Origin of the sequence: Thermoflexus hugenholtzii JAD2 (assembly GCF_900187885.1) — a bacterium.
Classification (GTDB): Bacteria; Chloroflexota; Anaerolineae; order Thermoflexales; family Thermoflexaceae; genus Thermoflexus; species Thermoflexus hugenholtzii.
The window spans coordinates 77478-102944 of the sequence record NZ_FYEK01000022.1; the positions used below are offsets into that span (position 1 = coordinate 77478).

The following is a 25467-nucleotide window of genomic DNA, read 5'->3' on the forward strand; positions in this document are numbered from 1 at the left end:
AAGGTGGACCAATGCGGATCCGTGCGGTGACGGTGTTCAGCTGTCCCACGGAGGAAGAGATCCGCCGGGCCGGGGCCCTGGCCCGGGCGGCGCAGGAGGCCCTCGCGGCGGCCGGCTACGAGGTCCAGACCCTCCGGCTGGCCTTGCCCCCGCCCGAGCCTTCGGAGGCGCCGGAGGCCTTCCTCGCCCGCGCCCGCGCGCAGGAGGCCCTGGCGCAGGAGGCCGGCTTCGACTACCTCAGCGTGGGCCCTGTAGGGCCGCTGGCCCCGCATATCCCACGCCTCCTCGCGGAGACCCGAAGCGTCTTCGCCGCCCTCGCCCTGAGCCGGGGGGCGGACGCCCGAGCGGCCGCGCGGGTCATCCGGGAGAACGCGGCCATCCCCCCGGACGGCTTCGCCAACCTCCGGTTCGCCGCCCTGGCCGGTGTGCCCCCGCTGTGCCCCTTCTTCCCGGCCGCCTACCACGACGGCGGCCCCATGGCCCTCGCCCTGGCCACCGAGGCCGCCGATCTCGCCGTCGAGGCCGCCCGGGCCGCCCAGGACCCTCCGGCAGCCTGCGCCATGATCCAGGCTCGGGTGGAGGCTATCGGACGGCAGCTCGGCGCCCTGCTCCGGCCGATCGCCGCCGCCTTCGGCGCCCGCTTCGCCGGCGTCGACTTCTCCCTGGCGCCCTTCCCTGAGCCTGAGCGCAGCATCGGGATGGCCATCGAAGCCCTCAGCGGGGTTCCCTTCGGGGCGTCCGGCACCCTGGCCGCCGTCGCCGGGCTGGCGGCCGCCCTCCACGCCGCGGACTTCCCCCGAACCGGCTTCTGCGGGGTGATGCTCCCGGTGCTGGAGGATGCTGTCCTCGCCCGGCGGGCCGCCGAGGGCACCTTCGGCCTTCCCCATCTCTTGCTCTACTCCGCAGTCTGCGGGACGGGGCTGGACACCGTCCCGCTCCCCGGTTCGACGCCGGAGGGCGCCCTGATCCGGATCCTGGAGGACCTGCGGGCGCTGAGCGAGCGGCTCCGCAAGCCCCTCACCGCCCGCTTGATGCCCATCCCCGGCCGCGAGCCCGGGGATCCTGTTCGCTTCGATTTCGCCTACCTGGCCCCCTCCGCCGTCCTAACGGTCCCGGATCCGGGCATGTGTTGAAAGGGATCCTTTCCCGGAGGCATCCATGTCCCGTCCCATTCGTGTCCCGCCGGAGTTCTGCGTCCCCGAACGGCCCCGCCCCCCGGAGACCGCGGGGCTCATCCGGTCGGTCGACCCGGATAGCTGGGGCGCGCGGGTGGGGATCCGGCCGGGGGATTTGCTGCTGCGGGTCAACGGGCATCCCGTGGAGGACATCATCGACGTTCAGTTCTACGCCGCGGAGGATCACGTTGTGATGGAAGTGCGGCGGGACGGGCGGTTACTGCGGCTGGGCGGGCCACGGGAGGAGGGAGAGCCCCTGGGGCTGGCCTTCGCCCATCCGACCTTCGACATCGACATCCGCCGCTGCAACAACCTGTGCCCCTTCTGTTTCGTCCTCCAGACCCCGAAGGGCATGCGCCGCACGCTTTACATCAAGGACGACGATTACCGTTACTCCTTCCTGTATGGGCACTTCGTCACCCTGACCAACCTGGCCGAGCGCGACTGGCGGCGCATCGTCGAGCAGCGCCTTTCCCCGCTTTACATCTCCGTCCACGCCACCGACCCGGAGGTCCGTCGACGGGCGCTGCGCAACCCTCGGGCTCCGGACATCATGGCCCAGCTGCGCTGGCTGGCGGAGCACGGCATCGAGATGCACACCCAGATTGTGGTGACGCCCGGGCTGAACGATGGGGAGATCCTGGAGCGCAGCGTGTTCGACCTGGCGGCCCTGTGGCCTCACGTGCGCTCCGTGAGCGTGGTGCCGGTGGGCGTGACCCGCTTCCAGCGCTACGGGGTGCGGCCGAACACCCGGGAGGAGGCGCGACGGGTGCTGCGGGCGGTCCACGCCTGGCAGCGGGCCTTCCGTCGACAGCTCGGGGTGGGGTTCGTCTACGCCACCGACGAGTGGTATCTCTCCCTCGGGCGTCCGGTTCCCTCCAAGCGGGCTTACGACGGGTTGCAGCTGCAGGAGAACGGGCTGGGGATGGTCCGGGACTTCCTGGAGGATTACCGGCGGGTGAAGCGGCTGCTGGACCGGCGGCGGCCTCGCGATCTGGCCGGGAGGCGGGCGACGCTGGTCACCGCCACCCTCTTCGCGCCGGTTCTGGAGAAGGTCGTCCGGGATTTCAACCGGCGCGCCGGGACGGCCCTGGAGGTGGTCCCGGTGGTCAACACCCGCCTGGGGGAGACCATCACCGTGGCGGGGCTGTTGATGGCGGAGGACGTGATCGCCCAGCTGAGGTCGCGCCCGTTAGGGGAGCTGGTGGTGCTCCCTCGGATCATGTTCGACCACCCGGATGGGATCTCCCTCGACGATCGCACCCCGTGGGACATCGCGAAGGCTCTGGGCCGGCCGGTGGGGCTGGCCCGCACCATGCGGGAGGTTCTGAGGCTGCTCAACGGGCACGGCCCGGAGCGCTTCGATCCGGACGCCGAGGGACTCTTCAAGGGCGGATGAGAGGATCCCCGAGCGGGCGCCCGCGAGCGCCGGCGGGGGTCAGGACGGAGGCATGAAGATGCGGGGGAGAAGCGCGATGGATCTGATCAGCGTCGTGTGGGAGGTGCGGCCGGAGCGGGCCGCCTCGTTGCCCCGCTGGCTGGGATACGCCGTGTATGGGGCAGTGCTGCGGCGGCTGGCGGAACGGGATGCAGCGCGGGCCGCGGAAGTGCATGAGGCGGAGGGGCCGTCGGGCCTCACCTGCTCCACCCTGATGGGGCCCCGGGAGGGGGAGGCGGTGGACCCGGGGCGGGTGTATCGCCTGCGGGTGACGGCCTATCGGCCGGAGCTGGCCCCGCTCATCGATCCGGAGGGAGGCGTCCTGTGGGGGGAGGGGGAGCGGATCGAGCTGGAGGGCGTGCCCTTCCGGGTGGAGCGGGTGATCCGGGAGGGGGATCCGTGGGCGGGGTGGACGACGTATGAGGAGCTGATCGCGCGGCATGGGCGGGGGCCGCGGGCGTGGCCCCGGGAGGTGACCTTGCAGTTCACCTCGCCGACGGCTTTTCGGGACGGGGAGCGGTGGAACCCGCTGCCGGTTCCGGAGGCGGTGTTCGGGCATTTGATGGAGAAGTGGAACCGGTTTGCGCCGGCGGTGCTGCCGGAGGTTCTGCGGGAGATGGTGGCGGCGCGGGTGGGGGTGGCCCGGTTCGATCTGTCGAGCCGGGCGGTGCGGGTGAAGGAGGGGGTGCGCATCGGGTGCGTCGGGCAGGTGAGATATCGGGTGCTGGGGGAGGATCGGTATCTGCAGGCCATGCTGCATATGCTGGCGGAGTTCGCCCGGTATGCGGGGGTGGGGATCCTGACCGGGATGGGGATGGGCCAGGCGCGGGCCCTGCGGGAGGAAGAGCGCCCCGGGCCGGATGCTGGAGCCTGAATTCCAATTCTTACTGCTCAAAAACCTTCTGCGGATCTCCGTGGTGAGGGAGCAGGAACGCCGTGATGGCATTGAAACCTTATCCCACCGTCACCGTCAGCGACCACTCCGCCTCCTGCAGCGGGGGGAGCAGGCCAAAGGCCCCCCATTCCTTCACGGCCGTCGCCAGGTCATCCGGCGCCCCGATCCCGGGCTCCAGCGCCAGATTGCGATACGGCGGCGTCCCTGCTCCCGACCAGCCCCCCGCGTTGATCCATAACCCCAGATGGGTCACCGGACCCCGCCAGCGCACCTCCCACCACGCCCCATCCGGTCGCGCCAGACGCGCCCACGCCGCCGCCGGCCGCAGAAACACCTTCACGGCCCAACCCCCCGCCGGGTCCGGCTCCTGCAGGTCCACCCCGCCCCCCGTCGTCGGCAACCGTGGCCACTCAAAGGTCGTGGCCACCGGCGAAAGGCCCACCGCCGCCGCCACCCGCCCTGCCGCCGGCCCCGGCAGCAGCAGCCGCATCCCCCGCTCCAGGGGGAACAAAGGATGTGCCGCCCACAGGAAATACAGGGTGTGCTCCGAGCGGTTCTCCACCCGATAGCGCAAATGCACCGAAGGGCGATCCGCCTCCAGCGTCAGGAGGCGTTCGAAGCGATACGGCAGGAGGCGCCCTTCGACGCGCCCGCGGACGAAGAGCCGCTCCCCTTCGATCCGTGCCTCCACCACCCAGGGCTGGGACCACAGCTCCCCGTGATCGGGAAGGGGCGTCCCCTCCCACGGCTCCGCCGGATAAACCCCCGGGGCCACGGAGGGGAAACACTCGTCCCATCCCCCCAGGTCGAAGGCCGCCACATACGAGGCCCCGGGGTCCGGCCGGCGCCACGGCAGATACGGGTTGCGCCACAGCCAGGAGACCCCCCGCCGCCGGTCCTCCCACGCGGCGATCTTGCCCCCCAGCTCCGGCACCACAACCAGCGTCAGAGGCCCGTTCGTCACCCGCAGCGCCCGGAGTCCCCCTTCCTCCCCTTCCTCGATCCGCAGCGCGCTCATGGCCGGCGGAGGCCCCGCACCTCCAAGACAGGGAGCACGAAGAGGAATCCGGTCTCCGGATCCTCGAAGCGGCCGATCACCCGCTCCGTCTCCCGGATCGGTCACTCCTAGCCGAAACCCCGTGCGATCACGCCGCCCTCCTCGCCTCGAAGCGCCTCGTGCAGCCTCTCGGATGCGCCCAGATGTTGCGCTCCCCCAGCTCCTTGTCAGGAGGATACCCCTTCGCTTGCCCTCACTCCTCCAATGAGAGGGACCGCTTTGGGAAGTCCCAGTGGAGGTGTTCCACGCGTCCCTCCCAGCCGATCAGCCGGTGCAGCTGCTCCTGAAAGCGCAGCGGATCCCCAGTGGTGAAGAAGCGGGCCGTCGGCTCGGAGGACTGGGACAGCTCGCCTGCCTGCACGCGCCACACCTCCAGGGCCCGTCGGGCCACCGCCGGCGCGGGGTCGATCAGGAGGACCTCCGGGCCGCTCAGGCGCTGGATCAGCGGGGCGAGGAAGGCGTAGTGGGTGCAGGCCAGCACCAGGACGTCGGCGCCTGCCTGGAGGACCGGATCCAGATGGATGCGGACGCGGGCCTCCGCCTCCGGGCCCTCCAGGAGCCCGGCCTCCACCTGCTCCACCCACCCGGTGCAGACCCGGGGGACCACCCGGACGTCCCGGGCGAACCGCTCCACCACCCGGGCCATCAGCGGGCCGTTGAGCGTGCCGAAGGTCCCCAGCACTCCGATCACCCCGCTTCGGGTGCGGGCGGCGGCCGGCTTCACCGCCGGCTCGATGCCGACGAAGGGGATCTCGGGGAAGGCTTCCCGCAGCGGCCAGAGGGCGGCCGCCGAGGTGGTGTGGCTGGCCAGGACGATGACCCGTGCGCCATGGTCCCGGAGGAAGCGCGTGATGGCCTCGGCGAACCGCCGGATCTCCTCCGGCGGCCGCGGGCCGTAGGGGACGTGGGCCTGGTCGGCCACATAAAGGGTAGGGATCTGCGGGGCCAGCCGAACGAGCTCCCGCCACACCGAGAGCCCTCCGACCCCCGAATCGAAGATCCCCACCGCCGGCACAGGGGCTTTCACGGTTCCGCTCCTGCGCAGGAGAGGTTTTTCGCTCCGAACCTTATGTCTTCGATGGCGCAGGGTTCGCGGCTGAAGCCGCTCCTACAAACATTTTGGCGGGGATTTCACCCCGAACCCTCGGTCTTTGATCTACCCCACTCTCATCTTAGGTAGGAATAGATGCCCGAATGAATTTCGGCCTACTGTGAGGAGGGGCTTTCGTCCCAAACCTTCACCTTCGATCCCCCCAGCGGAAGCTGCTCCTGCTCAAACGCTCACGTCCCATCCATGGGCGGTCTCTCCGCGCTCGCCCTCGGGATGCGCTCGAACTTCGGACGCCGACGTCAGGAACAAGCATGGATCTTCCCAGTCCCTCGCCGGGCTCCATCCGGGGGACCATCTACGAATCCACGGATTCGATCCCTGGAGTCCCTGTGCACACACCCATTCGTGCATTCGTGTTTGCATTCGTGGACAGCCCCTCCTTGTCCCACTCGTGCGAACAGCCAGACCCTTTATTATAATGCCCTGTGACTTCGATTCGCGGGGGGTGTGATGCGCCTGCTGATCCGCCAGGTTGCCGCGATCCCGCTGGATGGCGTGCATGACCTTCTCCCCGAGGTGGATATCGCCATCGAGCATGGGCGGATCCGTGCCATCGGGGCAGTCCCGCCGGATTTCACCCCGGATCAGATCATCGATGGCCGGGAATATGTGGCCCTTCCGGCCTTTTTCAACGCCCACACCCATGCGGCGATGACCCTGGAGCGGGGATAGGCGGAGGATCTGCCCTTCGACCGCTGGCTCAACGAGAAGATCTGGGTCGCCGAATCCGCGCTGGAAGAGGAGGACGTCTACTGGGGCGCGGCGCTGGCGTGTTGCGAGATGATCCGCTGCGGCATCGTTGGGTTCGCAGACCATTACTTCTGGATGCATCAGGTGGCCCGCGTGGTGGCGGAGGCCGGGATGAAGGCCCTCCTGGCCTGGTGCCAGTTCGGCCTCGGCGCGGAGCAAGAGGTGGGCGGCGCGGGGCTGGAGGACACCGTCGCCTTCATCCGGGAGTGGAACGGCGCCGCCGATGGCCGCATCCGGTGCGCGCTGGGCCCCCACTCTCCTTAACATGTGTCCGCCGGATTTCCTGCGCCGCGTCGTGCGGGAGGCGGAGCGGCTCGGCGTGGGCATCCACCTCCATGTGTCGGAGTCGGAGGAGCAGGTGCGCAACTCCCTGCGAGCCTACGGTCGGACGCCGGTGGCCCACCTGGCGGAGCTGGGCGTCTTCGAGCATCCCACCCTCGCCGCCCACTGCATCGTGGTCACCGATGAGGACCTGGCCATCTTGGCGGAGAAGGGGGTCTATGTCGCCCACACCCCGAAGACCTATATGAAGCTGGCCATGGGGATGGCCCCTCTGGATCGCTTCCTGAACGCGGGGGTGCGGGTGGCCCTGGGGACGGATGGCCCGGCCTCGAACAACGATCTGAACATGCTGGAGGTGTTGCGCATCACCGGGCTGGTGCACAAGAACCGGGTCGGTGACCCGGCGGCCTTCCCGCATCATCTGCTTCTGCGGCTGGCGACGCAGGAAGCCGCGCGCGCCCTCGGGTTCGTTGAGAGCGGCGTCCTGAAACCCGGCGCCCCCGCCGACCTGATCCTGCTGGACACGCGAGACGTCCACTCGTTCCCACGCCACAGTCTGGCTGCGAACATCGTCTATGCCAGCCATCCATCAGATGTCCGCTATGTCTTCTGCGATGGCCGTCCCCTCTTGTGGGATGGCCAGCTAATGACCCTGGATGAGGAGCGCATCCGCTACGAGGCGGAACGGCGGGCCTTCCGAATGGTCGGCGCCCCGATGCGGCTAATGCGGCGATATGTGGGATGAGGGCGTCCGCGAAGTGCAGCCCTTGCGGGCCCTAAACTCCTGCACCCGCAGACGGTTTCCCCACTCCCCTTCGCATCCCCCATGCGCCGACAGGTCCTCGAGGCAGATGCGCTTTGCTGCCCTGCTGGATGATCGTTTCTCTTGCGCTCCCACAACGGGTCGCTCATGCGGCGTGTCCGACTTCGGCGCTCGGGGCTTTTCGGAAACGCGAACTTGATGTATAATCTCGGAAACCAACGGGCCGATGGGATGGTTGAGGCATGGCGCGGATGGTTGTGGGTGACGATCTGATGGGCACCGCTCAGCCAACCCTTCAGGTGAATCCGCGCGGGATGAACATGCTCTCAAGAAAGCCCGATCTTCACCTCAGAGCTCCCGGGGCATGCGACCATGATCGCAGCGGTCCTTTCTGGATTTGCGCTGGCCATTGCCGCGCCGGGGATCGTCCGGCTGTCGCGCGGGGCCTCCGGCTGGCTTCTTGCGCTCCTCCCCGCTGGGCTCGCCCTGTATTTCGCCCGCTTTCTTGGATCGATCGCCGCGGGGCGAACGGTGGTCGTCTCTTATCCGTGGGTCCCTGATCTGGGGGTTTCCCTTTCCTTCTATCTGGATGGGCTGAGCCTTCTCTTCGCGCTCCTCATCTGTGGCATCGGTGCCCTGGTCACGATATATGCTGGTCGTTACCTGAACGGACATCCACATCTGGATCGCTTCTACATCTACCTCTTGTTTTTCGAGACCTCTATGTTGGGTTTGGTCCTTGCGGATAACCTGTTTCTGATGTTTGTTTTTTGGGAGCTGACCAGCTTGGCCTCTTTTCTGCTGATTGGCTTCGAGCATGAGCGGGAGGCCGCGCGCTCGGCGGCGCTCCAAGCGCTCCTGGTGACCGGAATGGGGGGGCTGGCTTTGCTGGCCGCGCTCGTGCTGCTGGCCCAGGTGGGGGGAAGCTCGGAGCTCTCCACGCTGATCCGCAGCGGGCGGACGATTGAGGGGCATCCGCTCTATCTCCCGATCTTAGTGCTGATTCTGATCGGGGCCTTCGCCAAGTCGGCCCAGTTCCCCTTCCACTTCTGGCTGCCCAATGCCATGGAAGCCCCCACGCCGGTCAGCGCCTATCTGCACTCCGCCACCATGGTCAAGGCGGGCGTGTATCTTCTGGCTCGCCTTGCCCCGGTTCTGGGCGGAAGCGAGGCCTGGCGCTCCCTGGTCACCGGGGCCGGGATGATCACCATGCTTTTGGGTGCCCTGATGGCGCTCTGGCAGCGGGATCTGAAGCGGATCCTGGCCTACTCTACCATCAGCGCCCTCGGCACGCTGATCCTGCTGCTAGGGCTGGACACCCTCGCCTCTGTCAAGGCTGCCATGCTTTTCCTGTTGACCCACGCGCTTTACAAGGGCGCGCTCTTCCTGGTCGCCGGAGCGGTGGACCACGAGACGGGCACCCGGGATGTGACGCAGTTGGGCCGCCTGGCTCGGGCGATGCCTGCCACCGCGGTCGCCGCCGGTCTGGCCGGGCTCTCCATGGCTGGGCTTCCGCCGACCCTGGGTTTCATCAGCAAGGAGGTGCTTTATGAAGCTCATCTTCATGCGCCTCCCCCGGGGGTTCTGGCGCTGATCGCCGGGGTTCTAGCGAACGGGTTCCTGGTGGCGGTGGCGGGGATCGTGGCGATAGGTCCCTTCCTCGGGCGCCGTGCCGCCTTGTCGAAGAAGCCGCACGAGGTCTCGTTCGGTATGCTCATTGGTCCGTTGCTGCTGGCGGCGGCCGGCCTCGTTGGGGGCGTTTTCCCCAAAGCCCTCCTCGAGCCGCTTCTGTCCGCCTCCGTCCGTGCCATACGGCCCGAAGCGACCGCGCTAGAGCTGAAGCTGTGGCCTGGAATCAGCCCTGTTCTCGCGCTAAGTGGGCTGACCCTCGGCGTCGGCGCCTTTGCCTATGCCGCGCGGGGATTCTGGCACCGGACGAGCTGGCTGGGGGAGGCCATCGATCGATGGGGTCCGCAGGGCGGATATGGCCTGCTCTTGGCAGGCCTGAACGGAGTCGCCCGGCTTCAGACACGGTTGCTTCAGAACGGCTACCTGCGGTTCTACCTGATGGTCCTCATCGCCACCACCGTTGGGCTGGTGGGATCCACCCTGCTCCTGCGGGGTGGGGAGATCGAAGTGCTGGGCCAGCTTCGGAATGTCCGACCCCACGAATGGATCATCGCTGTCACCATCCTGGCCGCCGCGCTGATGACCACGGTGACCTCTTCGCGGCTGGCCGCGGCGGCGGCCCTGGGCACCATCGGCTACGGTGTGGCCCTTTTCTATGTCCTCTTCAGCGCGCCGGACCTGGCGATGACCCAGTTTGCTGTGGAAACCCTGACGGTGATTCTGTTTGTCCTGATAGTCTACCGGTTGCCGCGCTTTGCCCCGCTGTCCACCCGGAAGGCGCGCGTCCGGGATGCCCTGATCGCCCTTCTGGCCGGCGGCATGATGACCGTCCTCGTGCTGACTGCGCTGGCCATCCCTCGCGAGTCCCAATTGGCCGCTTATTTCATGGAGAATAGCTGGACGCAGGCGCACGGTCGCAATGTGGTCAACGTCATCCTGGTGGATTTCCGCGGGCTGGACACTTTAGGGGAGATCACAGTGCTCGCGGTGGCCGCCATCGGCATTTACGCACTGCTCCGGCTCCGGCTGGAGAAAACGCAGAAATGAGGCGCCGTCCACAGGGGGGAGATCACCGGCTGGAGGAGGACGCCGGATGTTCTCGCTGATCCTATCCACGGCGGTTCGATATCTTTTCCCGCTGATGTTGCTCTTTTCCCTCTTCATCCTGTTGCGAGGTCACAACGAGCCAGGCGGTGGTTTCGCGGGAGGGCTGATTGTCGCGGCGGCTTTTTCTTTTTATGCCATTGCCTACGGTGTGCTGGCGGCCCGCCGGACTCTGGGCCTGGATCCCCGTGTCCTCATCGGCCTGGGCCTGATGGTCGCCGTCGGCAGCGGACTCTGGTCTGTGTTCCATGGACGACCCTTCATGACCGGGATGTGGCTGGAAACGCCGGTGCCGGTGTTAGGGAAATTCGGCACCCCGTTCTTGTTCGATGTGGGCGTCTATCTGGTGGTGATCGGAGTCATGTTGACCATCATCTTCTCTTTGGCGGAGGAGTGAGATGGAGACCCTCCTGGCCTTTGTCATCGGCGGGCTTTATGCCGCTGGCCTCTACATGCTCATGCGGCGAAGCATCGTCAAGCTGATCATCGGGTTGGCCTTGCTGAGCCAGGCGGCCAACCTGCTCGTCTTCACCCTGGGGCGCGTAGTCCGGGGCCGCCCGCCCTTGATTCCAGCGGACGCGGATATCCTGATCGGACCCTTCGCCGATCCCGTCCCGCAGGCCCTGATCCTGACGGCCATCGTCATCGGCTTCGGCGTGCACGCCTTCACCATCGTCCTGGTCAAGCGGGCCTATCAGACGGTAGGCACCGATGACCTAGACGATATGCGGAACACGGACCTCAATCCGTAGCGCGGCGGCCATGGGCCTCTGGCTGATCCTCCCCATCCTGATCCCCTTTCTGAGCGCCGTCGCGACCCTCCTGGCGTGGGGCCAGCGGCCTTTCCAGCGGGCGATGGGCGTTCTGGGCACCGCGGGCCTGCTGGGGGCGGGAGTAATGCTGCTGGATTCGGTGTGGCGGGACGGCGTTCAAACCCTGCAGGTGGGGAACTGGCCCGCCCCCTTCGGCATCACCCTCTATGCGGATCTATTCAGCGCCGCGATGGTGATCCTGGCGGGGCTGATCGGCCTGGCGGTTGCCGTCTATTCCCTTGGGAGCATGGATCCTGATCGCGAGCAGTTCGGATACTATGCGATTTTCCATATCCTCCTGATGGGCGTGTGCGGGGCCTTCCTCACCGGCGACATCTTCAACCTGTACGTCTGGTTTGAGGTGATGCTGATCGCCTCGTTCGTGCTGATGGTGCTGGGCGGAGAACGGGCTCAGCTGGAAGGGGGCATCAAATACGTCACCCTGAACCTGATGGCCTCGGCCCTCTTCCTGGCGGCGGTGGGGATCCTCTATGGGGTGACCGGCACGCTGAACATGGCGGATCTGGCCCATCGGCTGGGGCGGGTGAGCTCGCCGGGCCTGATGACCGCCCTGGCGTTGATGTTCCTGGTCGCTTTCGGCATCAAGGCTGCTGTCTTTCCCCTCTTCTTCTGGCTCCCGGCCTCCTATCACACCCCGCCCGTAGCCGTCTCCGCCCTCTTTTCCGGCCTGCTCACCAAAGTGGGGGTCTACGCGCTGATCCGGGTCTTCACCCGATTGTTCGTGCAGGACGTGGGGTATACCCACACCCTCATTCTGATCATCGCTGGGCTGACGATGGTCACGGGCGTGCTGGGCGCGGTGGCTCAGATGGAGGTCCGCCGCATTCTCTCCTTTCATATCATCAGCCAGATTGGGTACATGGTGATGGGGTTGGGGATGCTCACCCCTCTGGCCCTAGGTGGTGCAATCTTCTATATCATTCACCACATCATCGTCAAGACCAACCTCTTCCTCATCAGTGGCATGGTTTTGCATCTCCGGGGCACTCATCAATTGAAAAATCTTGGGGGGCTATACCGCGCCCATCCGGGAGTGTCTTTCTTGTTCTTGATCCCCGCTCTCTCCCTGGCGGGGCTTCCACCCCTCTCAGGATTCTTCGCCAAGCTGGCGCTGGTCCGGGCCGGGCTGGAAGCCGGGCAGTTCGCCATTGTGGCGGTCGCCCTAGGGGTTAGCCTGCTCACCCTCTTCTCCATGATGAAGATCTGGAACGAGGCCTTCTGGAAACCGTCGGGGGAAGACGATCCCCCGCCCACTCGCTCTGTGCCCACAGCCCTCTGGCTACCCACCGCAGGACTGGCGCTCCTGACGATCCTCATCGGCTTGGCCGCTGGCCCGTTGCTGGTCTTCAGCATGCGGGCTGCCGAGCAGTTGCTGGGGATGTAGAGATGTAGAGGGGAGGCCTGCATGAAAACGCTGGCAATGAACCTGCTGTTGGCGCTGGCATGGGTCGTGCTCACCCGGCAGTTTAACGTAGCCAACTTCGCGCTGGGCTTCGCGATTGGCTTCGGTACCCTATGGCTGGCCCAGTGGGTGCTGGAGCCATCTTTATACTTCAAGAAGGCGATTCAGGCGATATTTTTTGTGCTATTTTTTATATTTGAGGTGATAAAAGCCAACATTCAAATAGCTTATATCGTTATAAATCCCTGGTATCAGTTGCGTCCTGGCATTATTGCCATCCCGTTGGATGCGCGGACTGATGCGGAGATCACCTTGTTGGCCAATCTGATCACGCTGACTCCGGGCACGCTGAGCATCGATGTGTCAGCGGATCGAAAAGTGCTGTATATCCATGTGGTGGAGCTCGGAGAGCAGCCGGATCAGGTCCGTCATAAAATCAAAGAAAGGCTTGAACGTCGGCTTCTTGAGGTCATGCGATGGTCGGGATGACCCAAATAGCATGGATCGCGCTGCTGGTGATGAGCTTGGCTATGGTCCTGGCCTTCGTCCGCTTGGCCTACGGCCCCACCCTCTCGGATCGGGTCATCGCGCTGGACCTGATCGGAACGCTGGCGATCGGGATCATCGCGGTCTATGCCATGGTCTGGGGCCTGCCTGTCCTGCTGGATGTGGCCATCGTCTTGGCCCTGATCGGGTTCCTGGGAACCATCGCCTTTGCCTCCTATCTGGAGCGGAGGGCGGGGCCATGAGGGAGATCCTCAGCGGCACCCTGATCATGATCGGAGCAGCCTTCATGTTGCTGGGTGGGATCGGCATCCTGCGGATGCCGGATCTCTATACCCGAATGTCTGCCACCACAAAGGTCGCCACCCTGGGCATCGGATCCATCATGCTGGGGGTGGCGATCCACTTCGGCGAACTGGAGGTGCTCACCCGCGCCCTGGCTGTCATCGCCCTGGTTCTTCTGACCACGCCCGTTGCCGCTCACATGATCGGACGCGCCTCGTATTTCGCTGGAGTCCCACTATGCAAAGAAACGGTGGTGAACGAATTGCAGGGCCACTACGACCTTCGCACTCATGAGCTGGAGTCTCTCGCTCTCCCTGAGCTAGAGCCGCAACTCCTGCTCATGCGAGCGCAGATCTCCCACCGGTCCGCCTTCGCAGGGAAGACGCTGGCGGAAACCGGGCTGCGTCGACATTACAGGGCAACCGTGCTGGCGATCCGCAGGGGATCCTACGTTATCCCAAATCCGGATGGGGATGTCCGACTTCTTCCCGGAGATGAGCTGATCCTGATCGGGACACCGGAGCAGCTGCGCGAAGCGGCCAAAGCTATAGGGGGATGATTCGGAAAGCGATCGTCCCAGCGCTTCGGCGCTTCCCTTAGAGGAATCTGAGCAAGAGGCCTGCAGACAGGGGGAGGACGGCCGATCAGCCTCCTCCCTCGTTTTCTTCCTCCTCATGTGTGCTGTCCCCCAAGGCCTGGCGGATGGCCCAGACGGTCTCCAAGAAGGCGGTGTGGGACCAGCGGTCGGCGCCCCGGGGCCGCGGGAGGGAGATCGGGATCTCCGCCACGATCGCCCCGGGGCGCGGCCGCATCACCAGCACCCGGTCCGCCAGCCGGGCGGCCTCGTGCACATCGTGGGTGACCATCAACACGGTTTTGCGCTGCCGCTCCCAGAGGGAAAGGAGGAGCTCGTTTAAGCGCTCCCGGGTCAGGGCGTCCAGGGTGGCGAAGGGCTCATCGAGGAGGAGGATCTCCGGGTCGGCGGCCAGGGCGCGGGCCAGGGCCACCCGATGCTGCATCCCACCGGAGAGCTCCCGGGGGTAAGCGTCCTCGAAGCCCTCCAGCCCCACCTGCCGGAGCCACGCCCGCGCCCGCTGCTCCGCCTCCGGCCCGCTCTGCCCGCTCAGCTCCAGCGGCAACCGCACGTTCTCAAACGCCGTCCGCCACGGCAACAGCGAGTCCTTTTGGAACACGATCCCGATCCGCCGATCCGGTCCCCGGAGGGGCTGGCCCATCAACCAAACTTCCCCCTGCGTCGGGCGCAGCAGGCCCGCCAGGATGCGCAGCAGGGTGGTCTTCCCGCATCCGGAGGGCCCTACCAGGCAGACGAACTCTCCGGGCCGCAGCGCGAGGGAGACCTCCCGCAGGGCCCACACCTCCCCCCGGTCGGTCCGGTAACAGTGCGCGATCCCGCGCCCGATCAAGATCGGCCCCTCGGTCATCGCCCGCGCTCCACCAGAGGCCAGAGCTCCTCCACAAAGGCGTTGGTGTAAGCCGCATGGATGTCCCCGGGCTCCTTCAGCTGGCCCATCCGGACCAGAACCTGCGTCATCACCTCCCAGGCCCGGGGGTCGAAGCGGCCGGGCACTTCCGCTTGCCACAGCGGCAGCGTGGCCTGCAACACCTCCCACTGGGCCGCCTCGTTCTCCCCGCTCAGCCCCTCCACATACTTCTTGCTGATCTCAAAGGCCTCCTTCGGGTTCCGCAGGGTATCCCGCAGCCCGCGCAGGAACGCCCGCAGGAACCGCCGCACCAGGTCCGGCTGGTCCCGGATCGTCCGCTCGTTGGTCAGGATGCCGTTGCCCACCAGGTCGGCGTGATCCGCCACGTCGATGACGGTCACATCCAGGCCGGCCCGCCGCAGCACCAGGGGCTCGTTGTTGATGTAGCCTACCGCGGCATCTACCTTCCCCTCCCGGACCGCCGCCACCTGGGTGAAGCCGCCCAGGTCCACCGCCCGCACCTCCTCCTCGGGGATCCCCGTAGCGTAGAGGAGAGCTTTGAAGCCCACATATGAGGCCCCAAAGAAGCCGGGCAGCCCCACGGTCTTCCCCCGCAGGTCCTGTGGGGCACGGATGCCTTTCTCCGCCCGGGCGAAGACGGCGATGGGGTAGCGCTGATACCACTGAGCGATCATCACCACGGGCAGCCCCTGGGCTCGGGCCAGAGGCACCTGTTCGCCGCTCACCAGGGCGAAGGGGAGCTGTCCGGCCCCCACCAGCTGCACCCCGTTGGTCTCGAAGCTGTAATCGAAGGAGAGCTGGATCCCCTCCTGGGCGAAGTAGCCCTTCTCCACTGCCACGTAGAAGGGAGCGAACTGGACGTTGGCGATGTAGCCCATGGGCAGCCGGATGGGGGTTGGTGTGGCTGGGCCGGGCGGGCCCGCCAGGGCCTGACACGCGGTCAGGGCCAGGATGCCGCCGACGAGGAACAGGCGTCGTTGGGACATCGGGATACCTCCGGTAAGGTGGGATGATGGATGATCCGCCCCGCGGGCGGATTATCGGCGCAGGCAGCGATGCTCCAGCCCGGTGAGCAGGCCGTAGAGCAGCAGAGCCTGGGAGGCCAGCAGCAGGATCCCTCCGAACACCAGGGGGGTGTCGTAGAGCCCCTGGCCCTGCTTGATCAGGAAGCCGATCCCCCGGTCGGCGCTGATCAGCTCCCCCACGAAGGCGCCGATCACCGAGAGGGTGGCCCCGATCTTCAGCCCCCCGAAGATCACCGGCAGGGCCGCCGGCCACTCCAGCTTCCGGAAAGTCTGCCAGCGGGTGGCCTGCAGGCTGCGGAACAGCTCCCGCCACTCCGGCGGGACCTGGCGGAAGCCGGCGATGGCGGAGATCAGCACCGGGAAGAAGGCGATGAGGGCGCTGACCAGGACCCGGGCCAGCAACCCCGGCCCGAACCAGATGATGAGCAACGGCGCGACGGCGACGATGGGGACGGCCTGGGAGGCCACCAGATACGGTGCCACCAGCCGCTCGAAGAGCCGCCAGTGGGCCAGGGGATAAGCCAGCAGGAGGCCCACGGTCACCCCCAGGCCCAGCCCCAGGCTGACCTCAAGGGCCGTGGCCGCCCAGTGCCGCCAGAGGGTCCCCTCAACGGCCAGCGCCCACAGCCGGGCGGCCACCCGCTCCGGCCCGGGGAGGATGAAGGGCGGGTAATCCCCCAGGCGGACGATGAGGCTCCACAGGATCAGGAAAAGGGCCGCCGCGCCCGCCCGGGGCAGCCAGATGGAACCTCGCGCGCCGAGGCGAACTCCGATCTCTTTCAGGCTCATCCCCGGACCTCCTCGCCGGATAGAAGATCGCCCTGGAACCATGCGCTCGATCCTGGGCGATGGAAAACAAAACGCCCCGAAGGCGGAAGACCTTCGGGGCAGGGAAATCCCACGCACCCGGGGGATACTAACATCCCCGGGCCGGGTTGCTCCCACCGGCGGAACAAAAACCCCCGAAGGCGATAGACCTTCGGGGGCAGGGCAGAACCTCCGCCGCGCATGGTCGTAGAACGAAAACCCCGAAGGCGTGGGAGGAATGCCTTCAGGGCAGGCCACACCCATGCGCGGCGCGCCGTGGGAACGCCACCTGCTCCCATCCCGACTATACGGTCGGCCCCGGACTTTCACCGGTGTCCTGCCTCGGCCGGAGGGCCTCGGCTCGCGGGCTGAGGAGGCGAGCGGATGCTCCCTCCATCACCGCCGGTCGGGAATTGGCCGCCCGAAAGCGGCCTCACCCTGCCCCGCAGGTCGTGCCGATTCGGTTGGATCTGTGGATAGTATAGGACGGAGGCTCCCGCGCCGTCAAACTCTCCCTCCCGCCGATCTGCCCGTCGCCGCTCGAACCTGCCGGCAGTGGGTCAGCGAAGGCCCGGGCCGCTTCCGGATATCTGGCGTGACCTGCATCCGGTTGGGATTTGGTCGTTGGTCGGGCTGGGGGTATGATAGGGCGTGGAGGTGTTCGATGCGGGAAGTGGAGCGGGAGCTGTTGGAGCTGAGGGTTCGGTTGGAGCGGTTGGAGCGGCGGGTGCGGCAGCTGGCGGGGGAGGAGCCGGAGGTTCCTCCGCCGACGCCTGGTGTGCTGCCGGATCCCCGGCATCTGATCGCCTGGCTGCGGGCCCAGGGGCTGATTCGGGAGCCGACGCCGGAGGAGCGGCAGCTGGCCGCCGAATGGGAGGCGCTGCCGTGAAGAAGAGAAGGAGGCGATCCGACGGGAGCTGGACCACTTGCCTCCGGGGCCGATGGCCAGTGACATCATCATCGAAAACCGTCGTTGAGGATGGCCCTTTATTACCTGGATGCCAGCGCGCTGGTGAAATACTACATCCGAGAGCCCGGCAGCGCCTGGGTGAGGGGCCTGATAAACGCCCGGTTGCCCGACAGCGGCGCGCAAGCCCATCCGATCTGGATCTCCGAAGCCAGCATCGTGGAATGCGCGGCAGCCTTTGCTGTCCTTCACCGGAGAGGGCGGATTTCTCTCAAGGCGCGCGATGGGGCTTTTCGGGCTTTTATGCGGGATATCGCCAGCGAGGTTTTCTATCCCCTTCCGGTGCGGACTTCGGACTTTCAGTTCGCCGCCCACCTCACCCAGCGCCACCCCTTGAAGGCTTACGATGCTGTTCAGCTGGCTGTCGCCTTGCGATACGCTCGCATTCTGGCGGCTTTCGGGCTTCCCCTTGATTTTCGTCAGCGGGGACGCGGCGCTTCTGGCTGCTGCTCGAGCGGAAGGCCTCCCCACCGATAACCCCTTTGACCACGTCGCCCCGGAGGACATCCCGGACCCTTCCGGAAGTCCAGCATGACCCGCATCGGGTCGGAGTTTGGTCTTTGGTCGGACTGAGGGTATGATAGAGGGTGGAGGCATCTGATGGGGAAAGTTGAGCTGGAGCTTTTGGAGCTGCGGGCCCGGTTAGAGCGGTTGGAGCGGCGGGTGCGGCAGTTGGCGGGGGAGGAGCCGGAGGTCCCCCCGCCGACGCCGGGTGTGCTGCCCGACCCCCAGCATCTCATCGCCTGGCTGCGGTCCCAGGGGCTGATCCGGGAGCCGACGCCGGAGGAGCGGCGGCTGGCCGCCGAGTGGGAGGCGTTGCCGGAAGAAGAGAAGGAGGCCCACATTCGCCTGATGCATCGCTTGGTCCTGGACCCACCCCTCAGCCGGATCATCATGGAGAGCCGCCGGTAAAGCATGGCCTTTTACTATTTTGATGCCAGCGCGCTCGTCAAATATTATGTGACAGAGCCGGGAAGCACTTGGGTTCGTTATCTTGTGGAAGCCCGAGATCCCGAGACCGCCCAATGGGTTCACACCGTTTTCGTTGCCGAAATCACTCGTGTGGAAGTTGCAGCAGGGCTGGCGGTGATCGAACGCACCGGACGGATCCGGAGAGCCCAGCGGGACCGAGAATATCGGCGTTTTGTGAGCCAGTTTGTCTCCAGATATGCGGTTCTACCATTGGCTACCGCTGACCTGGAATATGCTGCGGATTTGACCCAGCAATACCCCCTTAAAGCCTATGATGCTGTTCAGCTGGCTGTCGCCTTGCGATATGCCCGCATTCTGGCGGCTTTCGAGCTTCCCCTGATTTTTGTCAGCGGGGACGCGGTGCTTCTGGCTGCTGCTCGAGCGGAGGGCCTCCCCACCGATAACCCCTTCGACCACGTCGCCCCGGAGGACATCCCGGGCCCTTCTGGAAGCCCAGCATGACCCGCATTCGGTTGGGGCTTTGCCTTTGGTCCGATGGGATGGATCGAGCGCGAAGGTGCCCGATGAGGTGGGAAGGGGAGATCAAGACGGAGGTTTGGGGCTGAAGCCCCTCCTACAGGAGGATCGATGTTGGGTGGGAGCGGCTTTCGCCGTGACCTTTTTGGGGCGCCGGGCATGGCGTCGGCTGCAAAGTGCGCTCCCGCAGGGCCTGCTGAAGCTCCCGGGGGGCTCGATGGAAGAAGACCGGGCTCCCCCGCCAAGCGATCCCGCCCGCTTGCCACCCCAGGGTCTGGTGGATCCCGAAGGGGAGCTCCCCCCGCCGGCCCTGCCGCAGCGTCCGCCGCACGACCTCATCGACCGCCGGGGTGACGGAGCCGAGCAGGGCCTCCATCGCCGGGGAGCGCATGGCCGCATACCGGTCATACCAGTCCGCGCCGACGCCGATGGCATACCGCCGCAGGGCGCCCGCCGCCTCGAAGAGGCCGGCGCTGCTCCCCCCGGCCAGCCCCGCCGCGATGGGGACCCCCTGCGCATACAGGCGCAGGGCCGCCTCGAAGCCGACCAGGGGATCCCGATCTGAGGCCACGATCTCGATCCGCAGGGCCTCCGGCGGCGCCCCGGCCGTCTGCGCGCCGCACGCGTAGCCCTCCCATAGTGCCTCCGCCCCCGGGCCGATCAGCGCGCCGATGGGCTGGCGCGTCCGCGCCGGATCCACCCACCGGCCGGCGATGTAGCCGGCCACCCAGCCCATCTCCCACTCATCGAAGGAGATCGCCAGGACGTTGGGCGGGATGGCTTCCTCCGGCGGCAGGCCGAGGAGGACGAATCGCTTCCCCGGAAAGATCCGCGCCATCTCCAGGCCCAAGCGGGCGGGTCCCTCCATGCCGATGAGGAAGAAGCGGTAGTTCGGGTCCCGTGCAGCCTCCCGGATCATCCGCTCCCAGGCGAGGGGATCATATCCCATGGCGATCAGGGGGACTTTCACGCCCTCGCTGCGCTGGAAGGCGCCCACGCCGGCGGCGGCGAAGTCGAAGGGCCCGCGATCTCCTACCACCCCCTCCATCAGGACGATCACGGAGGTCAGCGAGGGCGGCGAGGTCGCAGGGCGAGGCAGGCAGCCTCCCATCAGGGTCAACCCGATGGCGGCGATCCGGATCCACGTCCTCATCCCGCCTCTTCCAACTCCCCCCCAAGATCCGGGATCAGGCCGCGAGCCCGGGCTTCCTCATAGGTCAGGAGCTCTCCCGTCCCGGCCTCCTCGGTCTCCCACGCTTCCTCCAGCGGGAGCGGGAAGGATTCGGGTGCGGGGACCGGGGATGCTTCTCCGAGACCGGTTTCCGAAGCGGGCGAGGCGGGGGGTTCGGTGGAGGATTCGGGGGCCTCCACGACCAGCCCCTGCAGCCGGGCCCGGGCTTCCCGGAGCTCCAGGGCGACCAGGCCGGGCTTGATGGACCGGGGGACCAGGACGAGGAGGTGGAAACCGGGAGCTGGGCGGCTGCCGTAAAGGGCCCAGCGCTCCCCCTCCCAGGCCTGACCGGTCCATCCCGGCTCCCCGAGGAGCGGGATCAGGCGATCCAGGGCTTCTTCGATCTGCCCCACCGCGCGGGCCATCTCCTGAGCGGCTTCCTCCGGGAGCCGGCCGTGGGCGGCCAGCAGAGATCCTCCTGGGCCGATCAGCACGGCGAGCTCTGCCCCGAGGCGGGCCTGTAAGTCCCGCAGGGCCTCCGCCGCGCGGGCGCGCTGGTCCGGTGGGAGGACAGCCGGGGGAGGGGCGCTCTCCACCGAGGGGCGCTCAGGCCCGGCCTTCCGGCGGGCGAGGACCCGGGCGACCGTCTCCGTGACCTCTCCGACCGTGAAGGGCTTGGTGATGAAATCCGCAACCCCCTCCCGGAAGGCCTGAATGACCGTCCCCACGTCGGCGAAGCCGCTTAAGGCGATCACCGGGATCTCGGGGAAGGATTCCCGAAGACGACGGATCAGGGCCATCCCGCCCATCCCCCCCATTCGGAGGTCGGTGATCACCAGATCCACCTCCGTGCCCTCCAAGATCTGCAGGGCGCGCTCGGCGCTGGGGGCGGTGCGCACCGTGTAGCCGGCCACCGCCAGGATGTCGCTCAGGGTCTGGAGGGCGTCAATTGAATCGTCCACCACCAGCACGCAGGGCGCTCGCATCGACCAGCCTCACCTCCCGGTGGCGATGGCTCGCAGCGTCAGGCCGACCATGATGGCCAGCACGATGCTGTAGATCAGCTGTTCCCGTCGCCCGTCGCGGCCGCGGGTGTAAGCATACACCAGGGGGAGGGCGAGGGCCATCACCACGCCATACAAGAAGTGTATGCCACCCCGGGCCGGCCACAAGCGCATCAGGATCATCCCCAGGCCCAGCAATCCCTGGACGAGGATCACGCCTTCCAGAATCAGCAGCGCCCCCCAGAAGTCCCCACGCACCCCTTCCCCTCGCAGATAACGCCAGAAGCCCCAAAGAGCGCAGATCAGGACAAAGAAGAGGATGGTCTGGCTGAGCCGGTCATGCAGCAGGATCAGGGTCCCCATTCCTTACGCTCCGGCGAAGAGGTCGTCAGCGCAGCCCCAGAAGGGGACGGATGGTCTGCTCCACGTCCTCCCGCCCTTTCAGGATGCCCACCTTCACGCGGTGGACAATCCCCTCGCGGGTGATGAACACGGTGGTGGGCACTCCGAAGATGCGGTAATCCCGCTCCGCCCGCCCGTTGGGATCCAGGAGGATGGGGAAGGGCGGGTCGAATTCCTCCACGAACTTCCGCACCTCGCCGAAGTCGTCCTGGGAGGTCAGGTTAATCCCCAGGATCTCTAGGCCTTGCGCGTGATAATCCCGGTAGATCGATGCCAACAGGGGCATCTCCTCCCGGCACGGGACGCACCAGCTGGCCCAGAAGTTGAGCAGCACCACCTTCCCCTGCAGATCCCGCAGGCGCACCGTCCCCCCATCCAGGCGCTCCAGCTCGAACTCCGGCGCCGGGATCCCGGTGGTCAGCCCCATAGTGATCGGGGTGGCCATGGTTGGCCCTGTCGGGTTCGCGGTGCCCCGTTGACAGGCCATCAGGAGGAACAACCCCAGGGTGAGGACCGTCCCAGCCTTACGCATAGGTTCCTCCCAGGGCGCGGCCGCTGAGGTAGCCCAGATAGGCGGGGACCAGGGGGAACACGCAGGGCGAGAAGAAGGAAAGGAGCCCGGCCAGGAAGGCCACTGGATACCCCAGCCCCACCCCGGGCCCCACATCCAGGAACAGGCCCATCCGGAAGGTCCACACCCGCAGGTGGGTGAAGGTTGGGACCCAGGGAGGGGCCTCGAAGCCCGGGAAGAAGAACCGCAGCGCGTCCAGCAGCACCATCGCGCCGACGAAGACCAGGAAGACGCCGCTGATGGCCTGGAGGGCCGGCAGGAACCGGCGCATTCGGCGCATCCCGGCCAGGGCCCGATCCAGCAGGAGGGCGATGGCCAGGAAGGGGATCCCCAGGCCGGCGGCATAGGCGGCCAGCAACCCCAGGGCCTGTCCGACGGTCTCCTGCTGGAAGGTGAGGGTGAGGATCGCCCCCAGGGTGGGGCCGACGCAGGGGGTCCACCCGGCAGCGAAGAAGACGCCCATCAGGGCGGAGGTAAGATAGCCCATGGGCCGCAGCTCCACGTGGGGCCGCCATTCGGAGAGGATCAGGGCGGAGATCCCGGGGATGGGGACCCCCAGGATGGCCAGCCCCATCAGGATCACCAGGGTTCCGCCGAGGGCGGCCAGGAGATCGCGCCCGCCGAAGAAGAGCTGGCCCAGGAGGGTGGCCGCCCCGCCCCAGGCGAAGACGAACACGACGGAGAACCCCAGCACGAAGGCGAGGGCGTGGGAGAAGACGCGCCACCGGAGGGAGAAGGGGATCGCCTCACCGGCCTGCATGGGGCTCCTCCTCGCGCTCCGGGTTCATCCGCGCCCGCAGGCGGGCCAGCCGCTCCTCCAGGGCCCGCTGCCGGCGCAGCAGGGAAAGCACGTAGAGAAACGTCACACCCCAGAACACCAGATACGCCGCGATAAGATAGCCCATCCTCCGACCCCCGGGGGATGTTCCTCAATCTTCTATAGATGCTTCCAGCGCCTCCAGGGTTTCCTGGGCACGCTGGATCCGGTAGCGCAGCATCAGCAGGACGCTGAACAGTAGCGTCCAGGCGGCCAGGCTGATGAGCATCGTGTGCACCATCCGCGGGGTGAGGCCGAACTGGCCCTGGGCCTCTGCGGAGACGCTGGGGCCCAACACGATGGGATGGATGGTGCGGAGCAGGCGGGCGGAGAGATAAGTAATGGGCACGGTGATGAAGGCTACGATGGCGTAGACCGCCGCGAACCGCGCCCGGGTCTCCGGATTCTCCACGGCTCCTCGCAGGAGCAGGTAGGCCAGATACACTACCCAGGTGATCGTCGTCGTGGTCAGCCGCGGGTCCCAGGTCCACCAGGTGTTCCAGACCGGCCGGGCCCAGAGGGAGCCCGTGACGATGGCCATGGTCAGCAGCACCAGGCCGACCTCCACCGCGGCGTGGCTCAGCGCATCCCAGCGCGCCCCCCGGGTCCGCAGGTAGGCAACGGCGCCGGCCAGGGCCACGGCGAAAGCCAGGAAGCCGGACCACGCCGTGCTTATGTGGAAGTAAAAGATCCGCTGCACGTCGCCCATCTTCGCTTCCCGGGGCGCGTAGACGAAGACCGCCAGGGTGGCCAGGATCATCATCGCGACCGTGACGCCGATCCAGATTCGCTCTGCAGCCTTCATCGGGTCCTTCTCCGGATATCCGATTCGGAAGGGGCTCATGCCCCCACAGCCTCCTCGAAGATCAACCCGCCTACGGTCAGCAGGATGATATCATACGCCAGCATCATCTGCATCCATGTCCCCCATCCCTCGGGGTCCCCCTCCAGGGCTGCCCGGGTGCCCTGGATCCCGGCGATGAGCAACGGGGCAGCGACCGGGAACAGCAGGATGGGCAGCAGCAGCTCCCGGGCGCGGGCCGCCATGGCCATCGCAGATAGAAGGGTGGTCACCCCGGCCAGCCCGGCCGTCCCCAGGACCAGCAGCAGCAGGATCCGGGGCTCCCAAAGGGAGAGGTTGAAGAAGACCGCGGCGGCCAGCAGGGAGAGGCCGATCACCAGCGCGAGCAGCAGCCCGTGGACGAGGGCCTTGCCGGCGAACAAGGCGCTGCGATCCACCGGGGCCATGAGCAGCCCCTCCCATGTCCCCCGGTCCATCTCCGCCGCCATCATCCGTCCCACCCCCAGGCTGCTGGCGAAAAGCAGCAGCATCCAGAGGAAGGCCGGCACCACGGCGCGGGCCAGATCCGGGCGCAGCTCGAAGGCGGCCCCGAACAGGAACAGGCTCAGCCCGGCCAGGGTCAGGGTCGGCGTCAGGGCCTCCCGGGCCCGTCCTTCCACGCGCAGATCCTTCCCGAGCAACGCCCGGAGCACGCGCAGCTCCCCGTGTCCGCCGGTTGGAACCCCCGGTGAGGCGCGCGGAGGGGTCCCGACGCTCCCCTCCGGTCGCACCCGGTTGGGCGCCGGCTCCCTCGCCTGGGGCGGACGAAGGGCCTGTCGGCCCTCGGCGGGCCGGAGGGCGGACGCATAGATCTCCCGCAGGGCCTCCGCGGGGAGATCCTGCGGAGCGCCTTCGGCGACGCAGCGTCCGCCGGCCAGCACCACCACCCGATGGGCCAGGGAGGCGGCCGCCGGCTCATGCAGGGCGATCAATAGGGCACGCCCCTGATCGGCCAGCATCCGGAGGGCCTCCTGCGCCCGGTCCATCCCCACCACGTCCAGCCCGGTGAAGGGTTCGTCCAAGAGCAGCACCGGGGCCGGCGAGAGCAGCACCCGGGCCAGGGCGAGCCGTTGCAGCATCCCTCGGGAGAACGTCCGAACCGGATCCCGGGCCCGGTCCGCCAAGCCCATCCGCTCCAGGGCCGCGCGCAGCGCCTCGGGATCCTCCGGCCAGCCGTAGAGGCGCTGGGCGAAGCGCAGGTTCTCCTCCGCGGTGAGGTCCGGGTAGAGCCAGGGCTGATGGCCCAGCAAGGTGACCTGTGCCCGCACGCCCACGCCATCCGGCGGCCAGCGCCGATCCCCCACATAGACGACGCCGGCGGTGGGGCGGAGGAGGGTGGCCAGCACCCGGAGCAGGGTGCTCTTGCCGGCGCCGTTTGGCCCCATCAGGGCCACGATCTCCCCCGGGCGCACGCTCAGGGAGATCCCGCGCAGCGCCCACCGGGGCCCGAAGGCCTTCGTCACCCCATCCGCGCGCAGGATCGGGGGCGCGCTCCACGCGGTTCCCGCCTCATCCTCGTGAGCGTGTGTTCGGATATCCACGGACGGTGCCGATCTCCTTTAGAATCGGATTTCGGTCGACTCTGGCCGCTGGCCGAAGGCCTTCGCGCCGATTGAAATCGGCCTTCTAAGGCGCTGCGCGCCGGGCGTCGGCCTTCGCCGACGCAAGGGATGCCTTTTCGGTCGGCGCAGGCCGACCGTCGGCCGAAGGCCTCCCCAGGCC

General features: G+C 67.2%; 30 protein-coding genes, 1 pseudogene and 1 riboswitch. Of the genes and pseudogenes, 17 read left to right on the plus strand and 14 right to left on the minus strand.

Translation table 11 applies throughout. The annotated features are described in order from the left end of the window. The first annotated feature begins 11 nt into the window (after positions 1 to 11). Genes CFB18_RS05465 through cas6 form a run of 3 tightly spaced genes read left to right on the plus strand, consistent with a single transcriptional unit; the run spans position 12 to position 3487 of the window. On the plus strand, positions 12 to 1133 hold the full coding sequence (locus CFB18_RS05465) for a DUF711 family protein (RefSeq protein WP_088570795.1): 1122 nt from the start codon (positions 12 to 14) through the stop codon (positions 1131 to 1133). A 25-nt stretch (positions 1134 to 1158) separates the two neighbouring features. Then, positions 1159 to 2574, plus strand: coding sequence for a DUF512 domain-containing protein (locus tag CFB18_RS05470; protein ID WP_088570796.1), 1416 nt, complete (start codon positions 1159 to 1161; stop codon positions 2572 to 2574). A 58-nt stretch (positions 2575 to 2632) separates the two neighbouring features. Continuing rightward, the gene (gene cas6, locus CFB18_RS05475) at positions 2633 to 3487 is read left to right on the plus strand and encodes a CRISPR system precrRNA processing endoribonuclease RAMP protein Cas6 (RefSeq protein WP_143597530.1); all 855 of its coding nucleotides are present in this window, start codon (positions 2633 to 2635) and stop codon (positions 3485 to 3487) included. A gap of 79 nt (positions 3488 to 3566) precedes the next feature. Here cas6 and CFB18_RS05480 read toward each other — a convergent pair whose 3' ends face one another. Both CFB18_RS05480 and murI read right to left on the minus strand, forming a co-directional pair. Beyond that, a complete protein-coding gene (locus CFB18_RS05480; RefSeq protein WP_088570798.1) occupies positions 3567 to 4526 on the minus strand; it encodes an aldose epimerase family protein in 960 nt (319 codons plus the stop codon). Positions 4527 to 4758: 232 nt separating this feature from the next. Then, positions 4759 to 5592 (minus strand): glutamate racemase, encoded by an 834-nt coding sequence (gene murI, locus CFB18_RS05485; RefSeq protein WP_088570799.1) that lies wholly within the window; start codon positions 5590 to 5592, stop codon positions 4759 to 4761. Between the two features lie 534 nt (positions 5593 to 6126). On the opposite strand from murI, the gene CFB18_RS05490 reads away from it, so the two are divergent. The 10 genes from CFB18_RS05490 to mnhG all read left to right on the plus strand — a co-directional run bounded on the left by CFB18_RS05490 (position 6127) and on the right by mnhG (position 13787). Then, positions 6127 to 6348 (plus strand): amidohydrolase family protein, encoded by a 222-nt coding sequence (locus tag CFB18_RS05490; RefSeq protein ID WP_088570800.1) that lies wholly within the window; start codon positions 6127 to 6129, stop codon positions 6346 to 6348. Positions 6349 to 6456: 108 nt separating this feature from the next. Next, positions 6457 to 6690, plus strand: coding sequence for a hypothetical protein (locus CFB18_RS05495; RefSeq protein ID WP_088570801.1), 234 nt, complete (start codon positions 6457 to 6459; stop codon positions 6688 to 6690). Beyond that, positions 6650 to 7453 (plus strand): amidohydrolase family protein, encoded by an 804-nt coding sequence (locus CFB18_RS05500; protein ID WP_088570802.1) that lies wholly within the window; start codon positions 6650 to 6652, stop codon positions 7451 to 7453. The genes CFB18_RS05495 and CFB18_RS05500 overlap by 41 nt, the downstream gene beginning before the upstream one ends. A 390-nt stretch (positions 7454 to 7843) precedes the next feature. Further along, positions 7844 to 10147 carry a putative monovalent cation/H+ antiporter subunit A gene (locus CFB18_RS05505; protein WP_088570803.1) on the plus strand — a complete coding sequence of 768 codons (2304 nt, stop codon included), beginning with the start codon at positions 7844 to 7846 and terminating at the stop codon, positions 10145 to 10147. Between the two features lie 46 nt (positions 10148 to 10193). After that, a complete protein-coding gene (locus CFB18_RS05510) occupies positions 10194 to 10601 on the plus strand; it encodes a Na+/H+ antiporter subunit B (protein WP_088570804.1) in 408 nt (135 codons plus the stop codon). Position 10602: 1 nt separating this feature from the next. After that, positions 10603 to 10956: a Na+/H+ antiporter subunit C gene (locus CFB18_RS05515; RefSeq protein WP_088570805.1), complete on the plus strand. Its 354-nt coding sequence runs from the start codon at positions 10603 to 10605 to the stop codon at positions 10954 to 10956. A gap of 10 nt (positions 10957 to 10966) precedes the next feature. Further along, a complete protein-coding gene (locus tag CFB18_RS05520; protein ID WP_088570806.1) occupies positions 10967 to 12421 on the plus strand; it encodes a Na+/H+ antiporter subunit D in 1455 nt (484 codons plus the stop codon). A 21-nt stretch (positions 12422 to 12442) separates the two neighbouring features. Further along, positions 12443 to 12928, plus strand: coding sequence for a Na+/H+ antiporter subunit E (locus tag CFB18_RS05525; protein WP_088570807.1), 486 nt, complete (start codon positions 12443 to 12445; stop codon positions 12926 to 12928). After that, a complete protein-coding gene (locus CFB18_RS05530) occupies positions 12925 to 13188 on the plus strand; it encodes a cation:proton antiporter (protein WP_088570882.1) in 264 nt (87 codons plus the stop codon). The genes CFB18_RS05525 and CFB18_RS05530 overlap by 4 nt, the downstream gene beginning before the upstream one ends. Next, positions 13185 to 13787, plus strand: coding sequence for a monovalent cation/H(+) antiporter subunit G (gene mnhG, locus CFB18_RS05535; RefSeq protein ID WP_088570808.1), 603 nt, complete (start codon positions 13185 to 13187; stop codon positions 13785 to 13787). The genes CFB18_RS05530 and mnhG overlap by 4 nt, the downstream gene beginning before the upstream one ends. Before the next feature lie 85 nt (positions 13788 to 13872). Here the strand turns inward: mnhG and CFB18_RS05540 are convergent, their stop codons facing one another. The 3 genes from CFB18_RS05540 to CFB18_RS05550 are packed head-to-tail and all read right to left on the minus strand — an operon-like array spanning position 13873 to position 16505. Continuing rightward, positions 13873 to 14670, minus strand: coding sequence for an ABC transporter ATP-binding protein (locus CFB18_RS05540; protein WP_088570809.1), 798 nt, complete (start codon positions 14668 to 14670; stop codon positions 13873 to 13875). Beyond that, positions 14667 to 15677, minus strand: coding sequence for an ABC transporter substrate-binding protein (locus CFB18_RS05545; protein ID WP_088570810.1), 1011 nt, complete (start codon positions 15675 to 15677; stop codon positions 14667 to 14669). The genes CFB18_RS05540 and CFB18_RS05545 overlap by 4 nt, the downstream gene beginning before the upstream one ends. 51 nt (positions 15678 to 15728) lie before the next feature. Then, a complete protein-coding gene (locus CFB18_RS05550) occupies positions 15729 to 16505 on the minus strand; it encodes an ABC transporter permease (protein WP_159461593.1) in 777 nt (258 codons plus the stop codon). Between the two features lie 301 nt (positions 16506 to 16806). Then, a riboswitch (FMN riboswitch) is annotated at positions 16807 to 16978 on the minus strand. Between the two features lie 209 nt (positions 16979 to 17187). Between CFB18_RS05550 and CFB18_RS05555 the strand changes: the two genes are divergently transcribed. From CFB18_RS05555 to CFB18_RS05570, 4 genes are all read left to right on the plus strand, one after another. Further along, on the plus strand, positions 17188 to 17412 hold the full coding sequence (locus tag CFB18_RS05555; protein ID WP_088570812.1) for a hypothetical protein: 225 nt from the start codon (positions 17188 to 17190) through the stop codon (positions 17410 to 17412). A gap of 90 nt (positions 17413 to 17502) precedes the next feature. Continuing rightward, positions 17503 to 17967 carry a type II toxin-antitoxin system VapC family toxin gene (locus CFB18_RS16505; RefSeq protein WP_088570813.1) on the plus strand — a complete coding sequence of 155 codons (465 nt, stop codon included), beginning with the start codon at positions 17503 to 17505 and terminating at the stop codon, positions 17965 to 17967. Between the two features lie 123 nt (positions 17968 to 18090). Then, positions 18091 to 18402 carry a hypothetical protein gene (locus CFB18_RS05565; protein WP_088570814.1) on the plus strand — a complete coding sequence of 104 codons (312 nt, stop codon included), beginning with the start codon at positions 18091 to 18093 and terminating at the stop codon, positions 18400 to 18402. Between the two features lie 3 nt (positions 18403 to 18405). After that, a complete protein-coding gene (locus tag CFB18_RS05570) occupies positions 18406 to 18924 on the plus strand; it encodes a type II toxin-antitoxin system VapC family toxin (protein WP_088570815.1) in 519 nt (172 codons plus the stop codon). Positions 18925 to 19036: 112 nt separating this feature from the next. Here the strand turns inward: CFB18_RS05570 and CFB18_RS05575 are convergent, their stop codons facing one another. The 9 genes and pseudogenes from CFB18_RS05575 to ccmA all read right to left on the minus strand — a co-directional run. After that, entirely contained in the window at positions 19037 to 20092 is a 1056-nt protein-coding gene (locus tag CFB18_RS05575; protein ID WP_088570816.1) for a BMP family ABC transporter substrate-binding protein, read from the minus strand. After that, the gene (locus CFB18_RS05580; protein WP_088570817.1) at positions 20089 to 21096 is read right to left on the minus strand and encodes a response regulator; all 1008 of its coding nucleotides are present in this window, start codon (positions 21094 to 21096) and stop codon (positions 20089 to 20091) included. The genes CFB18_RS05575 and CFB18_RS05580 overlap by 4 nt, the downstream gene beginning before the upstream one ends. A gap of 9 nt (positions 21097 to 21105) precedes the next feature. Further along, positions 21106 to 21477 carry a COX15/CtaA family protein gene (locus CFB18_RS05585; RefSeq protein WP_088570818.1) on the minus strand — a complete coding sequence of 124 codons (372 nt, stop codon included), beginning with the start codon at positions 21475 to 21477 and terminating at the stop codon, positions 21106 to 21108. Positions 21478 to 21502: 25 nt separating this feature from the next. Then, complete coding sequence (locus CFB18_RS05590) at positions 21503 to 22048, minus strand: TlpA family protein disulfide reductase (protein WP_088570819.1); 546 nt, start codon at positions 22046 to 22048, stop codon at positions 21503 to 21505. Then, positions 22041 to 22847, minus strand: a complete 807-nt coding sequence (locus CFB18_RS15870; RefSeq protein WP_143597531.1) for a cytochrome c biogenesis CcdA family protein — start codon at positions 22845 to 22847, stop codon at positions 22041 to 22043. The genes CFB18_RS05590 and CFB18_RS15870 overlap by 8 nt, the downstream gene beginning before the upstream one ends. Then, positions 22834 to 22992, minus strand: a complete 159-nt coding sequence (locus CFB18_RS05600; protein ID WP_088570820.1) for a CcmD family protein — start codon at positions 22990 to 22992, stop codon at positions 22834 to 22836. The genes CFB18_RS15870 and CFB18_RS05600 overlap by 14 nt, the downstream gene beginning before the upstream one ends. 24 nt (positions 22993 to 23016) lie before the next feature. Continuing rightward, a complete protein-coding gene (locus CFB18_RS05605) occupies positions 23017 to 23748 on the minus strand; it encodes a cytochrome c biogenesis protein (RefSeq protein ID WP_200808097.1) in 732 nt (243 codons plus the stop codon). After that, a complete protein-coding gene (locus CFB18_RS16680) occupies positions 23745 to 24632 on the minus strand; it encodes a heme exporter protein CcmB (RefSeq protein WP_455431981.1) in 888 nt (295 codons plus the stop codon). Before CFB18_RS16680 ends, CFB18_RS05605 begins: the two co-directional genes overlap by 4 nt. A gap of 27 nt (positions 24633 to 24659) precedes the next feature. Next, positions 24660 to 25286 (minus strand): annotated as a pseudogene (gene ccmA / locus CFB18_RS16685) (heme ABC exporter ATP-binding protein CcmA); the annotation flags it as partial. Between the last annotated feature and the right edge of the window lie 181 nt (positions 25287 to 25467).